At 73.7% G+C, this 14,480-nt stretch carries 14 protein-coding genes; 9 read left to right on the forward strand and 5 right to left on the reverse strand.

Features of this window, described 5'->3' with window-relative positions; translation table 11 throughout:
* The first annotated feature begins 108 nt into the window (after nucleotides 1-108).
* A complete protein-coding gene (locus ACZ6S5_RS06150) occupies nucleotides 109-2,661 on the forward strand; it encodes an ATP-binding protein (RefSeq protein ID WP_465998251.1) in 2,553 nt (850 codons plus the stop codon).
* Nucleotides 2,662-2,907: 246 nt separating this feature from the next.
* Here ACZ6S5_RS06150 and ACZ6S5_RS06155 read toward each other — a convergent pair whose 3' ends face one another.
* Nucleotides 2,908-3,417, reverse strand: a complete 510-nt coding sequence (locus tag ACZ6S5_RS06155; RefSeq protein ID WP_465998253.1) for a MarR family winged helix-turn-helix transcriptional regulator — start codon at nucleotides 3,415-3,417, stop codon at nucleotides 2,908-2,910.
* 101 nt (nucleotides 3,418-3,518) lie between these two features.
* Here ACZ6S5_RS06155 and ACZ6S5_RS06160 point away from each other — a divergent pair, with 101 nt between their 5' ends.
* The gene (locus tag ACZ6S5_RS06160; RefSeq protein ID WP_465998255.1) at nucleotides 3,519-4,100 is read left to right on the forward strand and encodes a YceI family protein; all 582 of its coding nucleotides are present in this window, start codon (nucleotides 3,519-3,521) and stop codon (nucleotides 4,098-4,100) included.
* A 248-nt stretch (nucleotides 4,101-4,348) separates the two neighbouring features.
* The gene (locus ACZ6S5_RS06165; RefSeq protein ID WP_465998257.1) at nucleotides 4,349-5,827 is read left to right on the forward strand and encodes a glutamate-cysteine ligase family protein; all 1,479 of its coding nucleotides are present in this window, start codon (nucleotides 4,349-4,351) and stop codon (nucleotides 5,825-5,827) included.
* Between the two features lie 78 nt (nucleotides 5,828-5,905).
* On the opposite strand, the gene ACZ6S5_RS06170 is transcribed toward ACZ6S5_RS06165, so the two are convergent.
* On the reverse strand, nucleotides 5,906-7,207 hold the full coding sequence (locus tag ACZ6S5_RS06170) for a hypothetical protein (RefSeq protein ID WP_465998259.1): 1,302 nt from the start codon (nucleotides 7,205-7,207) through the stop codon (nucleotides 5,906-5,908).
* 83 nt (nucleotides 7,208-7,290) lie between these two features.
* On the opposite strand from ACZ6S5_RS06170, the gene ACZ6S5_RS06175 reads away from it, so the two are divergent.
* Nucleotides 7,291-8,007, forward strand: coding sequence for a PASTA domain-containing protein (locus ACZ6S5_RS06175; protein ID WP_465998261.1), 717 nt, complete (start codon nucleotides 7,291-7,293; stop codon nucleotides 8,005-8,007).
* 100 nt (nucleotides 8,008-8,107) lie between these two features.
* A complete protein-coding gene (locus ACZ6S5_RS06180; RefSeq protein WP_465998263.1) occupies nucleotides 8,108-8,872 on the forward strand; it encodes a PASTA domain-containing protein in 765 nt (254 codons plus the stop codon).
* 3 nt (nucleotides 8,873-8,875) lie between these two features.
* On the opposite strand, the gene ACZ6S5_RS06185 is transcribed toward ACZ6S5_RS06180, so the two are convergent.
* Together ACZ6S5_RS06185 and ACZ6S5_RS06190 are read right to left on the reverse strand one after the other, a co-directional pair.
* A complete protein-coding gene (locus ACZ6S5_RS06185; RefSeq protein WP_465998265.1) occupies nucleotides 8,876-9,313 on the reverse strand; it encodes a hypothetical protein in 438 nt (145 codons plus the stop codon).
* Nucleotides 9,314-9,414: 101 nt separating this feature from the next.
* Nucleotides 9,415-9,702: a hypothetical protein gene (locus ACZ6S5_RS06190; protein ID WP_465998267.1), complete on the reverse strand. Its 288-nt coding sequence runs from the start codon at nucleotides 9,700-9,702 to the stop codon at nucleotides 9,415-9,417.
* A gap of 713 nt (nucleotides 9,703-10,415) precedes the next feature.
* On the opposite strand from ACZ6S5_RS06190, the gene ACZ6S5_RS06195 reads away from it, so the two are divergent.
* The 3 genes from ACZ6S5_RS06195 to ACZ6S5_RS06205 all read left to right on the forward strand — a co-directional run bounded on the left by ACZ6S5_RS06195 (nucleotide 10,416) and on the right by ACZ6S5_RS06205 (nucleotide 12,033).
* A complete protein-coding gene (locus ACZ6S5_RS06195) occupies nucleotides 10,416-11,297 on the forward strand; it encodes a helix-turn-helix domain-containing protein (RefSeq protein WP_465998302.1) in 882 nt (293 codons plus the stop codon).
* Nucleotides 11,267-11,488 carry a DUF397 domain-containing protein gene (locus tag ACZ6S5_RS06200; RefSeq protein WP_465998269.1) on the forward strand — a complete coding sequence of 74 codons (222 nt, stop codon included), beginning with the start codon at nucleotides 11,267-11,269 and terminating at the stop codon, nucleotides 11,486-11,488. The genes ACZ6S5_RS06195 and ACZ6S5_RS06200 overlap by 31 nt, the downstream gene beginning before the upstream one ends.
* Nucleotides 11,489-11,631: 143 nt before the next feature.
* Nucleotides 11,632-12,033, forward strand: coding sequence for a hypothetical protein (locus ACZ6S5_RS06205; protein WP_465998271.1), 402 nt, complete (start codon nucleotides 11,632-11,634; stop codon nucleotides 12,031-12,033).
* On the opposite strand, the gene ACZ6S5_RS06210 is transcribed toward ACZ6S5_RS06205, so the two are convergent.
* Nucleotides 12,001-12,660, reverse strand: coding sequence for a hypothetical protein (locus ACZ6S5_RS06210; RefSeq protein ID WP_465998273.1), 660 nt, complete (start codon nucleotides 12,658-12,660; stop codon nucleotides 12,001-12,003). The two genes, ACZ6S5_RS06205 and ACZ6S5_RS06210, sit on opposite strands and share 33 nt — an antisense overlap.
* Before the next feature lie 220 nt (nucleotides 12,661-12,880).
* Here ACZ6S5_RS06210 and ACZ6S5_RS06215 point away from each other — a divergent pair.
* On the forward strand, nucleotides 12,881-14,480 hold a 1,600-nt coding region (locus ACZ6S5_RS06215; protein WP_465998275.1), incomplete at its 3' end, for a S8 family peptidase.

The raw sequence follows: 14,480 nt of genomic DNA on the forward strand, positions 1-14,480 counted from the left end.
CCGGTTCGGCCCGGACGGGTCGTCCGTCTGTCGGATATCCGCACTGGACGGTCGGCTGCCCGACGATCCGCTGTGGCGCGTCGGACCCGATCCGTACTCTTCGTGCCCATGACTCCGGATCATGATCGTTCGCGGAGCCCGGGTGGCCGTACCCCGCTGACCGATCTGCTGCGCGGGCACCGGCTCGCCGCCGGCCTCACCCAGGCCGAGCTGGCGGCCCGGGCCGGCGTCGGGGTGCGGACCGTCCGCGATCTGGAGCGGGGCCGAGCCGCACGACCCCAGCGCACCACCGTCGACCTGCTCGCCGACGCCCTCGGCCTGACCGGCGCCGGCCGGCAGGCGTTCCTCGCCGCCGCCCGGCCGTCCCCGGCCGCCGCGCCGCACCGTCCGGTCACCGCCACCGCCACGTCCCCGTCCGGTACGCCGATCGCGCTGCCCCAGCCGGTCCCGCTGCTCGGCCGGGACCGGGACGTCACCGAGGTGGCCGCCCTGCTGGACGCCGACCATCCGGTGGTGAGCCTGATCGGCCTGGCCGGGGTCGGCAAGACCGCCCTCGCGCTCGCCGTCGCGTACGCGGTCGACGCCGACCACCCGGCCGGCGTCGCCGGGGTGCTGGTCGGCGAGGGCTCCGACGCCAACGACGTGCTCGCCGCCTCGGTCGCGGTCCTCGGCGTGAACCGGCTGGCCGACCTCGCCTGCCACCTGGCCGACCGGCCGGCCCTGCTGGTGGTCGACGCGGTGGAACGGGCGCCCGAGCCGGTGGCCGAGGCGCTCGGCGCCCTGGTCGCCGCCGCGCCGACCCTGCGCGTGCTGGTCACCGGCCGCCGACCGGTCGGCCTGCCCGGCGAGCTGGTCCGTCCCGTCGCGCCGCTCGACGTACCGCCGGTCGGCGTGACCCCCGCCGAGCCGGCGGAGCTGGCCCGGTGGCCGGCCACCGCCCTCTTCGCCGCCCGGCTCGCCCAGGTGCGGCCCGAGCCGCCCACCCCGGCCGAGCTGCCGGCACTCGCCGCCCTCGTGCGCCGCCTCGGCGGCCTGCCGCTGGCCATCGAGCTGATGGCGGCCCGCGGCCGGATCCTCGACGTCACCGAACTGCTCGACCGGTACGGCGACCGGGTCCTCGACCTGGCCACCGGCGGCCGCCCCGGCTGGCGACCGGCCGACCGGCCCGCGGCCTCGGTGACGCTGCGGGAGGCGGTGGCGACCAGCTACCGGCTGCTCGCCCGGGAGGAGCAGGCCGCGCTGCGCCGGCTCGCCGCCTTCGGCAACCGGTGGTCCGTGGAGCTGGCCGAGGAACTGCTCGCCGACGGCGGCGACCGGGAGGACGCCGTTCCGTTGCTGGACCGGCTGCGGGAACTCGGTCTGCTCAGCGTCCGGGGCACCGGCCCGTTCCGGTTCCGCCTGCTCGACGCGGTCCGCGACTTCGCCGCCGAGCGGGCTGCCGGCGAGGGCGAGCTGGCCCGGATCCGGCGCCGGCACGCCCTCGTCGTCGCCGGGCTGGTGCGCCGGACCGCCCCGAACCTGGTCGGCGCGAACGTGTCCGCCGCCGTACGGGTGCTGGACGAGGCGACCAGCGACATCATCGTCGCGCTCGGGTACGCCGCCGAGCACGACCCGGTGACCGCGCTGCGACTGGCGGCGGCGTTGCCGCGCTGGTGGCGGCTGCGCGGGCGGGACGTCTCCGGACGGCGGTGGCTACGGCGGCTGCTGGCCGACCCGCGTACCGCCGACGCCGATCCGGTGCTGCGGGCCTGGGCGATGCTCGGGGCGGCCCGGCTGGCCGTCGAGCACGGTGCGGGCCCGGAGGAGTTGCCGGGGGCGCGGGCCGCGCTGGCGGTCTTCGGTGCGGCCGGGGAGGTGACCGGTGAGCTGTCGACCCGCTCGGTGCTCTGTGCGCTGCTGCCCGCCGTAGCGGCCCACGACGAGGCCCGGGAGCAGGCGCAGACGCTGCTGGAGACGGCCACCCGGCACGGCCGGGTACGCGAGACCGCAGTCGCCCAGACGCACCTGACCTGGCACGACGTACGGGTGGGCGACCTGGCGGGAGCGCGCCGCCGGCTGGCCACCGTGGACCGGCTGGCCGCGGAGTGCGGGGAGCAGCGGCTCCGTCTGCAGGCCCGGGCCAACCTCGCCGAGGTCGCCCGCCTCGAGGGCCGGCACCTCGACGCCGTCGAGCAGGGACGGCGGGTGGCGGCGTCCCTGGCCGAGCTGGGTGACCCGGGGCAGCGCCGCCGGGCGCTCGGCACGGTCGGCCTGGCCCTGGCCGAGGAGGGGCGGGCACCGGAGGCGCTGGAGGTGGTGGCCGAGCTGCGTCGCGCCCTTCCGGTGCCGGCGCAACGGTTGCCGGTCGGGGTGAGCCGCGCCGCGTCGGCCCAGGCCCGTCGGCCCGAGGACGCGATCTGCGCGTTGATCGAGGGGCAGCTCGCTTTGCGCCGCGGGGATCGGGACCTGGCGGCCGAGTGGTTCGAGGCGGCTGCCGCCGCGGCGGTCGACGGCCGCGACCGGCGGGACCTGATCGAGGCGCTGGTGGGGCTCGCGGCGAGTACCGCCGACGTGGCGGTGCTGGACCGGCTGGACCGGGCGCGCCGGTCGAGCGGCATTCGCCTGCTGCCCCGCGAGGAGGAGCTGCTCTACGCCCTGGTGGCCGGGCGCGGGCGGGGCTGACCAGTCGCTCCTGCCGGCCGAGGCGAGGGGAGCGGGGGTGGCGCGAGCGAAGAAGCCCCCTGGTGTTGCCCCTCGCTCATCGCTCGCGCCGGCACCCCCCGGTGCGCCCCCGCTCGTGGGGAAGCCTATCCAGGGCGCTGGGGCGACTTGGCCGATTCTGCGGGCATATGCACGGATGCTAAGTGCGTTCTGCCGCTCTTTCTGCCGGTGACCGGCGGGTATCCACGTCCGGGCGCCGCCGCCGGTTCAGCAGCCGGCGCCGGTCGGCACGTGGGTCGGGGCCGGGTCCGTGCTCCCGGCGGTCGCGCCCGGGTGGACCGCGTCGCGGACCTGGCGCAGGCCGTCGAGGAGGGCGTCCAGGGCGGCCGGGTCGAGCTGGCCGGTGAACCACTGCTCGATGATCTGCAGGTGCCCGGGCAGGGTCTCGTCCAGCCGGGCCAGGCCGGCGGCGGTGACCACCGCGTACGAGCTGCGCCGGTCGGAGGGACAGGCGCGGCGGCGTAGCAGGCCGTCCCGTTCCATCCGGTCGACCACCCGGGTCACCCCGCTGGTGGAAAGGGACGTCTGGGCCGCGAGGTCGGTCATCCGCAGCTGGTGCCCCGGTGAGCGGGTGAGCCGCATCAGCACCTCGAACTCGACCGGGGAGAGGCCGTGCTCCTCGAACTGGGCGGCGAACCGGGCCGACAGCCCGGCGCTCGCCTCGAAGAGCAGGCCGATGGCGGTGATCCGCGGGTCGTCGAACACGTTCTGGTCCACGGCTACATCCTAGCAGTCCTTGACACACGGAATATTGCTGTGCCTATAGTTGCTGAGTCAGCCGTTGGGCCACTAAACAATCTCCCCTGGAGGACAGCACCATGACCAGCAGCACCGAAGCCGTTACCCGCGACTGGGAGGGCCTCACCATCCCGACCGCCGGCACGTACCTGCTGGACGCGGCTCACAAGCGCGTCGGGTTCGTCGCCCGGCACATGATGGTCAGCAAGGTACGCGGTGAGTTCGCCGAGGCGACCGCCACGATCACCGTGGCGGAGGACCCCATGCAGTCCTCGGTGACGGCCACCATCCAGGCCGCCAGCATCAACACCGCCCAGGCCGACCGTGACGCGCACCTGCGCAGCCCGGAGTTCCTCGACGTCGAGCAGTTCCCGACCCTGGAGTTCCGCAGCACCGGTGTGAAGTCCCGCGACGGCAACGAGTTCGTCCTCTCCGGCGAGCTGACCATCAAGGGCGTCACCCGCCCGGTCGACCTTGAGGTCGAGTTCGAGGGTGTCGGCCGGAGCCCGTTCGGCCAGGACATCTTCGGCTTCTCCGCGAGCACCGAGATCGACCGTGAGGACTTCGGCCTCACCTGGAACGTCGCCCTGGAGACCGGCGGCGTCCTGGTCGGCAAGAAGATCAAGATCGAGATCGAGGGCGAGGCCGTCCGCCAGGCCTGATCTCCCGTACGCCGCACGGGCCCGTGCCGTCAGCCGACGGCACGGGCCCGTTCGGCGTACCCGGACGGGGTGCGAATTGTCACGGCTTGTTCGCAGGTTACGTGTGGTGTGGCGGGCGCCGACCGGGTAGGAGTGCAGACCTGCGCCCGGCCCCTCTGGTTCCGGTGGGTCGGACGCACTTAACGTGAATGCTTCACCACGCGCTCCGGAACGGCACGGTTCCGTTGCGCTTCGCGCCGGGAGGACAGATGGGCAGAGACGTCGAGCAGGGCGCCTTCTCCCGGGAGGACCGGGTCCGCTACCGGCAGAAGGTCCGGCGGTGCCTGGACGTCTTCGCGCTGATGCTGGACGACTTCGGCTTCGACGCCGACCGCCCGATGACCGGGCTGGAGATCGAGCTCAACCTGGTCGACTCGGCGGCCGAGCCGGCCATGCGCAACGACCAGATCCTCGCGGACATCGCCGATCCGCTCTTCCAGACCGAACTCGGGCAGTTCAACCTCGAACTGAACGCCTCGCCCCGGCTCATCGAAGGCACCGGCTTCGCCGACTACGAGCAGGACCTGCGTGGCAGCCTGGCCCGCGCCGACGAGCGCGCCGCCAGGTCGGATGCCAAGATCGTGATGGTCGGCATCCTGCCCACCCTCACCGAGCGCCACCTGGTCGCCGACAACCTCTCCACCAACGAGCGCTACCGGGTGCTCAACGACCAGATCGTCGGGGCCCGGGGCGAGGACATCGAACTGGACATCCGGGGTGTCGAGCGACTCCAGACGCACAACGACTCGATCGCCCCCGAATCAGCCTGCACCAGCCTCCAGTTCCACCTCCAGGTGGCGCCGGACAGCTTCGCGGACTACTGGAACGCGTCCCAGGCCATCGCCGGCGTACAGGTGGCGATCGGGGCCAACTCGCCGTTCCTCTACGGCCGCCAGCTCTGGGCGGAGACCCGGATCGCCCTGTTCGAGCAGGCCACCGACACCCGACCGGACGAGCTGAAGGCCCAGGGCGTACGCCCCCGGGTGTGGTTCGGGGAGCGCTGGATCACCTCGATCTTCGACCTCTTCGAGGAGAATGTCCGCTACTTCCCGCCGCTGCTGCCGATCGTCGAGGACGAGGACCCGGTCGAGGTGCTGCACGCCGGCGGGGTCCCCGAGCTGGCCGAGCTGCGGCTGCACAACGGCACCGTCTACCGCTGGAACCGGCCGGTCTACGACATCATGAACGGCCGACCCCACCTCCGGGTGGAGAACCGGGTGCTGCCGGCCGGCCCGACCGTGGTGGACATGCTGGCCAACGCCGCCTTCTACTTCGGACTCGCCCGCGGTCTGGCCGAGGCGGACCGGCCCATCTGGAGCCAACTCACCTTCAGCTCGGCCGAGGAGAACTTCCACGCCGCCGCCCGGCGCGGCATCGACGCCGTGCTGCACTGGCCCCGCCTCGGCGAAGTGCCGGTGACCAAGCTCGTGCTCGACGTCCTGCTGCCGAAGGCCGCGCAGGGTCTCGACCGGTTCGGCGTCGCCCCGGCCGAGCGGGACCGCCTGCTCGGCGTCATCGAGCAGCGCTGCCGTACCGGCCGCAACGGGGCGGTCTGGCAGACCGAGACGGTCTGGGCCGCCGAGCGGCACCGGGGCATGGACCGGGAGTCCGCGCTGCACCACATGGTCCAGCGCTACGCCGAACTCCAGCGCACCAACCAGCCGGTGCACACCTGGCCCGTCGACTGACCGCCCCGCCGCCACCGCGCCGGTGGCCGCCCCGCCGGCCGTCGGCCCGTGACTCTGCCGGGGTGGCCCGAGGGGCGGTCAGCGGCTGCGGCGGCGTGCCTTCGCTCCCGTCGTCGCGTCGCTCTCCGAAGCGCCGTCGGGCGCGCCCGGGCCGGCCGTGACGTCGTCTCCAGGCGGGTCGGCGAGGACCGGCGAGTCCGACGGTGTCCGCTGCGACGGGATCGCCCGACCGCGACCGCCGGTGGCTCGGGACCGCTTGGACCTGGCGTCGCCCGCGCTCGTGGCCGGCGTGACCAGCTCCGCGCTCGTGCTCGCGTCCGCATCCGTGGCGGCCGACTTTCCATCCGACGTGGTCGGTCCCGCGACCGGGGTCGTCGCGTCCGCGTCCGTGGCCACTCCCTCGACGGCTGCCCCGGCGGCCGGCTGGTCCGGTTCCAGGGTGGGCCGGTCGGCCGGCTCGTCGGTGCGTTGGCGGGGCAACGCCACCCCGGTCCGCGCGGCGGTCCGGAGCTCGGCCCGTTGGGCCAGCGCGGCCACCAGGACCGAGCCGCCGACCCCGGCGATCACCGCGTACGGGGCGATCAGGTGGGCGGACAGCTGCTCGGGTGCGATCGCCGCGAGCCTCGGCACGGCCAGCAGGTAGGCCAGCGCCACGAGGATCGGCCCGGCTGCTCCCGAGGCCGCCGCCCCGACCCGCCGCTCCGGCACCCGGGCGGTACGCCGCGCGGCCAGCACGCCGATCAGCAGCGCGGAGCCCAGCGCGAGCAGGGCACCGGGCCAGTAGAAGTAGTCGCGGATCCAGAAGCGGTCGCTGTCCGCGCTGATCTGCCAGATGCCGAGCTGTGCGGTGGTCAGGCCCTGGCCGGAGAGCACCCCGTCGACCACGGACACCACCGCGAGCAGCCAGAGCCAACCGGTGGTGGCGACGAGGTTGCCGGCGGCCGCCCTGGAATGCAGCGCCCAGACCGCCAGCAGCAGCCCGGCGACCAGCCCGACGGCGGCGTAGCCGGCGGCCACCGTCTGCGGGGAGAAGGTGTCCGGCACCCGGGCGGCGCGAGCCGGTACGGCGACCAGCAGCACGGTGATCAGCGCGCCCGCCCCGGCGGCGACGGCCAGGACGAGGTTCCGCAGCGTACGGCCGGGCTCCTCGTCCTCGCCCCGCAGCCGGTGGGCGCAGACCGCGCCGGCCACCACCGAGGTGGCGGAGATCCAGGTGGCCCAGGCGAGGCTTGCCACCCAGGCCGCCTCGACCCGGGTGCCGCCCGCCGACGACCAGTTGATGATGCCCAGGCCGTAGCCGAAGCCCAGCTGTGCCGCCCCCGTCGCGGCGGCGACGCCGAGCGCGGTGGCGACCGATCCTCCCCAGCCCCGTCTGGCCATGCCGGGGAGCGTAGCGTCCCAGCGTCGGCGCGGCGAGTCGTGGCGGGACGGGTTCCGGTCGCCGAACGGGTTGGTGGCGGCCGATGCGGTCGCCGGTGGCTGAGGTGGTGGACGCGATGACGGACGACGGGCACCCGGAACGGCAGGCCGGGGTAGGCGACGGCCAGAGGCCGGACCGGACGAGGCTGCTCCTCGGCGGTGGCCTGGCCATGGTGCTGCTCGCGGTGATCGGGGCGAGCGGCGGCTGGGTGCTCGCCGGCGATCCGGACCGTCCCGTTTCGACCGCCGGCACGCCGCCGGCATCGATCGACGAATCCCCGACCCCCGCGACGTCGACCACGCCGCCCCCGCGTCCCACCGCGACACAGACCACCACCACGGCGACGGGCCTGACCGTTCCGAAGCTGGTGGGCACCGACTTCGTGGCGGCGCGCCGGCAGTTACGCGACCGGAAGCTCGGCTGGCGCCTCATCTTCGGCACCGGCTCCGACCGGTCCGTCCTGCGCACCTCCCCCGAGCCGGGTACGCCGGTCCGGCGCGGCGTCACCGTCACCCTCTGGGTCGCCGGGTCCGCGCCAGCCGTCGCCGTACCGGACTTGACCGAGCTGGCCTGCGGTGACGCCGCGGACGACCTGGTCGAGGCGGGCCTCTATCCGCGCTACCGGGCCAGCCGGCGGGGCGTGGTCACCGCTCAGGAACCGGTCGCCGGCACCCCGGCGCACTGGAACGACCAGGTCGCTCTCACCTGCGGCGAGGCGCCGTCGGCGGCACCGACGGTCACCCCGTCACCGACTCCGTGACCGCCGGCACGCCGCGCTGATCCGCCCCGACGGTTGCCCGGGCCGATACCGTGGACGACCGAGGGCCAGGGCGCCCGACCCCGCGGGGAAAGGACGTGCGATGAGCGACGACCGCCAGGAGCCACCCGCCGGGGATCCCGACGCGACCCGCGCGCTGCCGCCCGATCGCCCCGCCCGCGCGGCCGATGCCGATGCCACCCGGGCCACGCCGGCGGCCGGCGGTGCGGCCGGGCGGCCACCACAGGACGCGACGCGCCCCATGCCCGGCGCGGCCGGCCGCCCGGAACGGGCCAGCGCCACCGCGCCCCTGCCGCCGGCCTGGTCCGGGCGGGCCGGGGTGCCGACGCGGCCGGCCGCCTATCCGGAGCCCGGCGCGGAGTGGTACGCCGAGGAGCAGGCGGGTCGGCGCTGGTGGATGCCGATTCTGCTGGGCATTCTGGCCCTGCTGCTGCTCGCCCTGATCGGCGTCGGGGCCTGGCTGGCGCTTCGGGCCTCGGAGCGGAACCCGGCGCCCGTCCCGTCGCCCACGGCCGTGCCGACCACCGCGCCGCTGACCAGCGCCGCGCCGAGCAGTTCGCCGCCGACCACGCCACCCAGCCCGACCAGTGCCGAAGTGCCGATGCCGCCCCTGGTGGGGCTGCCGGAGTCCGCTGCCCGGGCGGTCCTCGACCGGCTGGGCGTGGACTACCGGGTGGAGACCCGGGAGTCCGACCGGCCGGCCGGCACGGTGATCGAGACCGACCCGGCGGCCGGCGAGCCGATCGGGGACGGGGACCAGGTCACCCTCGTGGTGGCCGAGCGTACGGCGCCGACCACGGGCGCCGGCACGACGACGCCCGCCCCGACGACCACGGCGACCTCCTGATCGTCACCACTGCCGGCGTCTCGTGCCGACCAGACCGAGCCCGGCCAGCGAGATGGCGAGGCCGAGCAGCCCGGAGTAGAACAGCGACCGGCTGATGTCCTCGGTGTCCCGTACGCCCTGCGGGTCGGCCAGCGCGCCCTGCCCGGCGCCGGCCCCCGCCTGGTCGGGAGTGGCCGGCGCACCGGTGCCCAGCGGGTCTTCCTCCGGTGCCCCGGCCCAGCCCGGCTCGTCCTCCGGCGCGGCGGGCGGCGCGGTGCCCTCGACCACGGTGATCTCCGGAGCGGGCACGGGTTCGCTCAACTGTTCGGTGGAGGAGGAGGCGGGGTGCCGGACCACGAGCGCGAGTGCGGTCGCGGTGCCGACGAGCGCCAGGAGCCCGAGGGCGTAGTTGATACGGGATCGGTGGTGCCGCCGTGCTGCGGGCTGATTGACCATGACCATCCCAGGTTCAGGGTCAGGGACGCACGGGGTGGAGACTTCGCCGGGGTGGGCGTACCGATTCTATGGCGGCGGCGCGCCCCTCCACCCGGTATTCGTGGGGCTCAGCCGACCCGGACCGGGGTCCGGACGACCGGACGCCGGCCGGCCCGGAAGGTGTGCTGACGTGGGGTCGGCGCGGCCTGGTGCCGCCCCAGCCCGTCCTGCTGTACGAAGATCGACCGCCGGTTGACCGCGTCCCCCGCCGCGTTCAACTCGTAGCCGTCGAGCCAGAGCCAACCGTCATAGGTCGGCCGGTCGAGCACCCGGATCACCCGGAACATGATGGGTCGGAGGAACTGGACACTCGCCGCGCGAGTCACGTTCAGTACGTCACCGGAGCGGGGCAGCACGTGGGCTCCTGGGAAGGTTCGGCCGGCCGAGCCGGCGAAAGCTGATCGGGGGGACAGGTCGGCCCGGCGACGGGGTCATGCCTCGTTGACCGGCTGATCAGGTGTTTCGGTGGTGGTCGAGTGGTCCCCGCGGTGGCGGGGTGCCACTCGACCATCACCCGGCTGCTCCCGGTTACCGCTCCCGCCGCCGCAGCCAACCTGGCGTACAGCGGCGGGGTTCTCACCCCGGGGCAGGTCTCACGGCGCGGGACGGCTCCCCTCCCGCCGTCCCGCGGCCCGTGGGATCACCACGTCCGGAGATCATGCGGAGACGGTGAGTAACCCGTGCCATAACGACAGAGTGCATCAGTGACGTGCTTCATGCAAGTTGCACGTCGACTTTTGCCGATACACGAGCAGGACACGTGAACGGGACGCTTGAAGCCGCTGGCATCGAAACGGCACACTGGACGCCGGTTTCGCCCGACGCGGCCGGTCGAGGACCGGCACCACCCCTGCCGCGAACGAACCGCCCGCCGTCAAGACGGTCGCGCCCCCGGCGGGAGTCGAACCGGGCGCGATCGACCGGAGGTGGCCCCGGTGAGCGAGCGGAGCGAGCGAACCAGCAAGCTCAGCAGCGCGGCGCCTCGCGCCGCCGCGGAGCAAGAGCGAGGCGGCAGCGTGAGCGCGAGGAGTCAACGTTCGGATCCAGCGACCCGGGGAGCGGCGTCGTGGTGAGCGAACGGCGCAGCCCGACCATCCGGCGTCGTCGGCTGGGGGCGGAACTCCGCCGCCAGCGGGAGGCCGCAGGGATCACCATCGAGGTGGTCGCCGAGCAGTTGGAGTGCTCGGCCTCCAAGATCTCCCGGATCGAGACCGGCCACACCACCGCCACCCCGCGCGACGTGCGGGACATGCTCCGCATCTACGGGGTGGTCGGCGCGGAGAGCGACGAGCTGGTGCAGATCGCCCGGGAGGCCCGGCAGAAGGGCTGGTGGCATCCGTACAGCACGGTGCTGGTCGGCGCGTACGTGGGGCTGGAGGCGGCGGCCAGCTCGATCCGGGCGTACGAGCAGCAGGTCGTGCCGGGGCTGCTGGAGACCGAGGAGTACGCGGGGGCGATGATCCGGGCCGCTCGGCCGGACTTCACCGCCGAACAGGTGGAACAACGGGTGCGTGTCCGTCTGGGCCGTCAGTCGTTGTTGACGCAGGATGATCCGGTCGATCTGTGGGTGGTGCTCGACGAGGCGGTGCTGAGCCGGCCGGTCGGCGGCGACGCGGTGATGCGTGGCCAGCTCGAACGGCTGGTGCAGGTGGCCCAACTGCCGAACGTGACGCTGCAGGTCCTGCCCTTCGAGGTGGGAGCGCACGCCGGTATGGACGGCACCTTCACCATTCTCAGTTTCCCCGAACCGAGTGATCCCGATGTTGTGTACGCGGAGAACGCCACGGGTGGGCTCTTCCTCGAGAAGAGCGACGAACTGCAGAAGTACAGCTTCATCTTCGATCACATTCGAGCAGCGGCCATACGCCCGGAAGAGTCCATCGCACACATCGCAAAACTGGCAGAGGAGCCGTTGTGGAAATGGCGACCAAGGAGTTCCCCGTGGACCTGACGCGGGCGACGTGGTTCAAGAGCTCGAAGAGCGGGCCGAACTGTGACAACTGCGTGGAGGTCGCGTATGTGACGGGGGCGGTCGGCGTTCGGGACTCGAAGGACAAGGCGGGCCCGGCACTGGTCTTCGCCCCGGGCGACTGGCGCGCCTTCGTCGCCGGCGCCAGGGGCGGTGTGTTCGGCCGGAACTGATCCGACGCACCCTCCCCCCCGCCCCGAGAGCGTGGTCCCGCCCGGCAGTGTTGCCGGGCGGGACCATTTCCTTGCCCGTCGCCAGTTCCGTTCCGCCTCGTTGAACCGCACAGATCGGCAACCGAACGAGGCAGGCGAGACGGATGACGACGATCGGTTCAGAGAATCTCACCAACGGGCCGGGCAAGCCGGAGCGCTTCGGCGGCAAGTACCGCGGGGCGCGCCGGGACACCGTCCTCACCGAGGTGGTCTCCGCCGACACCGAGATCGGCGGCCGGGACCCGGCCGCCTCGGAGCCGGCGTCCCCGCCGCTCTCCCTGCCCTCCCTGGAGCCGAACCCGCTCACCGAGCCGTCGTTTCCGCCGAGCGGCTGGCCACCGGAGCAGCCCGAGTCCCTGGTGGACCATCCGTTGCTGCGCGGCCTGCTGATGGAGCTGCCGCCCAGGGGCAGCGTTCCGCCGCCCGGCTGGCTCGACCGCTGGTTCGAGGCGACCCGGGCGATCCTGGAACTGCTATACGTGCAGGGGACTGGCCGCTCGCGGTGACTGGGTGGCTGGCGGCCGTAATTCGGCCTCCGCGCCGCTAGGCGGCACTCCGACCGAATGAAGGCCGGCCGGCGGCAGGGCCCGCTCGGCGAGCCGGTTGTGCCGCAGCGCGTGGCGTACCCCGATCACGATCGCGCCGAGCGCGCCGACGGTGACGGCCGGGCCGGCAACCGCCGGCGCGGCGAGCAGGTCGACGCCCGCCGCCGAGACCACGGCCGGGAGCACCGCGAGCGCGGTCACCTGGAGCGGCAGCCCGATGAGCGGGTGGGCCGCCGCCGCACGCAACCCGTGCGGCGCCGGGGTGTCCGGTGCGGCGGCGCAGGCGCCCGCGCCGGCACCCAACCGCCGGATCCGCCGGATCGAGCAGACCGCGACGACCAGCGCGGGGATCGCCGCGAGGCGGATGCCGGAGGCGGCCCGGTCGAGCGGCGTCGTCCCGGCACTCTGCAGGCCCGCGACCAGGACGGCCGCGGTGAGCGCCAGGCCGGTGAGGGTCAGGGCGGACAACCATCCGGTACGCCGGCGCAGGGCCCGGGCGCGGTCCAGCCGGGGCAGTCCGTCCGCCACCACGCCGGCGGCCGCCCAGACGGCGGCGACGGGTAGCAGAACGAGAAGATGGCTGTCCATGCCCACAGCCTTGCCCAGTTCGACGTTCACCGAATCCGGGACGTGACCCCGGTTCGTCCCGTACGCCCTCCCGTAGGGGTCATCCCATCGGAGTTATGGGGCATCCGGCATGTTCACAGTGCTCACACGGTGGACCTAGCCTCTTCTTGATCGGTCAGCGTCGATTCGCCTGTGCCTCACCTGGCGGACGGTCCCGGGCCGGTCGGGAGGAGGTAGGGAGATGGGTCTCCCACACAGGTCCGTACTCGTCGGAGTGGCCGCCCTGGCGATGCTCGCGGCCGCGGCACCCGCGTCGGCCGCGGAGCCCACCGGCGTGATCCGCAACGCCGGCGGGGCCACCGCGGTGGCCGACAGCTACCTCGTCGTGCTGAACGACGCCACGGTCGCCCCAACCCAGGTCGGCGGCACCGCCCAGCGGCTCACCGCCCGGCACGGCGGCACGGTGGCGCGTACCTGGAGTGCCGCGCTGCGCGGCTTCGAGGTCCGGGTGGGCGCGTCGGCCGCCGCACGGATCGCCACCGACCCCGCCGTGGCGTACGTGGAACAGAACCACACCATCACCATCGCCGGCACCCAGACGAACCCGCCGTCCTGGGGTCTGGACCGGGTCGACCAGCGGAACCTGCCGCTGGACAACTCGTACACGTACCCGAACACGGCCGGCAACGTGCACGCGTACATCATCGACACCGGCATCCGGACCACGCACAGCGACTTCGGCGGCCGGGCCACCTGGGGTACGAACACCGTCGACACCAACAACACCGACTGCAACGGCCACGGCACCCACGTCGCCGGCACCGTCGGCGGCTCCTCGTACGGACTGGCCAAGGGCGTGCAGCTGGTCGCGGTCAAGGTGCTCAACTGCTCCGGCAGCGGCACGACGGCCGGGGTGGTCTCCGGTGTGAACTGGGTGACCCAGAACGCGATCAAGCCCGCGGTGGCCAACATGAGCCTCGGCGGCGGCGCGGACAGCACCCTGGACACCGCGGTCCGCAACTCGATCAGCTCGGGCGTCACCTACGGCCTGGCCGCCGGCAACGACTCCGGCGCCAACGCCTGCAACACCTCCCCGGCCCGGGTCACCGAGGCGATCACGATCGGCTCGACCACCAGCACCGACGCCCGGTCGTCCTTCTCCAACATCGGCACCTGCCTGGACATCTTCGCGCCGGGCTCGTCGATCACCTCCGCCTGGAACAGCAGTGACACCGCCACCAACACGATCAGCGGCACCTCGATGGCGACCCCGCACGTGGTCGGCGCGGCGGCGCTGGTGGCCAGCGCCAACCCGTCCTGGACGCCGCAGCAGGTCCGGGACTACCTGGTGAACAACGCCACCAGCAACGTGGTGACGAACCCGGGCACCGGCTCACCCAACAAGCTGCTATACGTGGTCAACGGCAGCACCCCGCCGCCGACCAACGACTTCTCCGTCTCGGTGTCGCCCACCTCCGGCTCGACCGCGCCGGGCGGCTCAGTGACCGCGACGGTCGCCACCGCCACCACCAACGGGTCGGCGCAGTCGGTCAGCCTCTCCGCGAGCGGTCTGCCGAGCGGGGCGACCGCCTCCTTCAACCCGTCGACGGTGACCTCGGGCGGCTCGTCCACCCTCACCATCAGCACCACGTCGAGCACGCCGGCCGGCACCTACCCGGTGACGATCAGCGGTACGGCGGCCTCGGGCACGAAGACGGCGACGTACACCCTCACCGTCACCGGCACCGGCGGCTGCACCGGCGCGGGCCAGAAGCTGGGCAACCCCGGCTTCGAGTCCGGTAACACCGTCTGGGCCTCCACCTCCGGCGTGATCGGCCAGT

It is taken from the genome of Micromonospora sp. NPDC051924 (assembly GCF_055586005.1).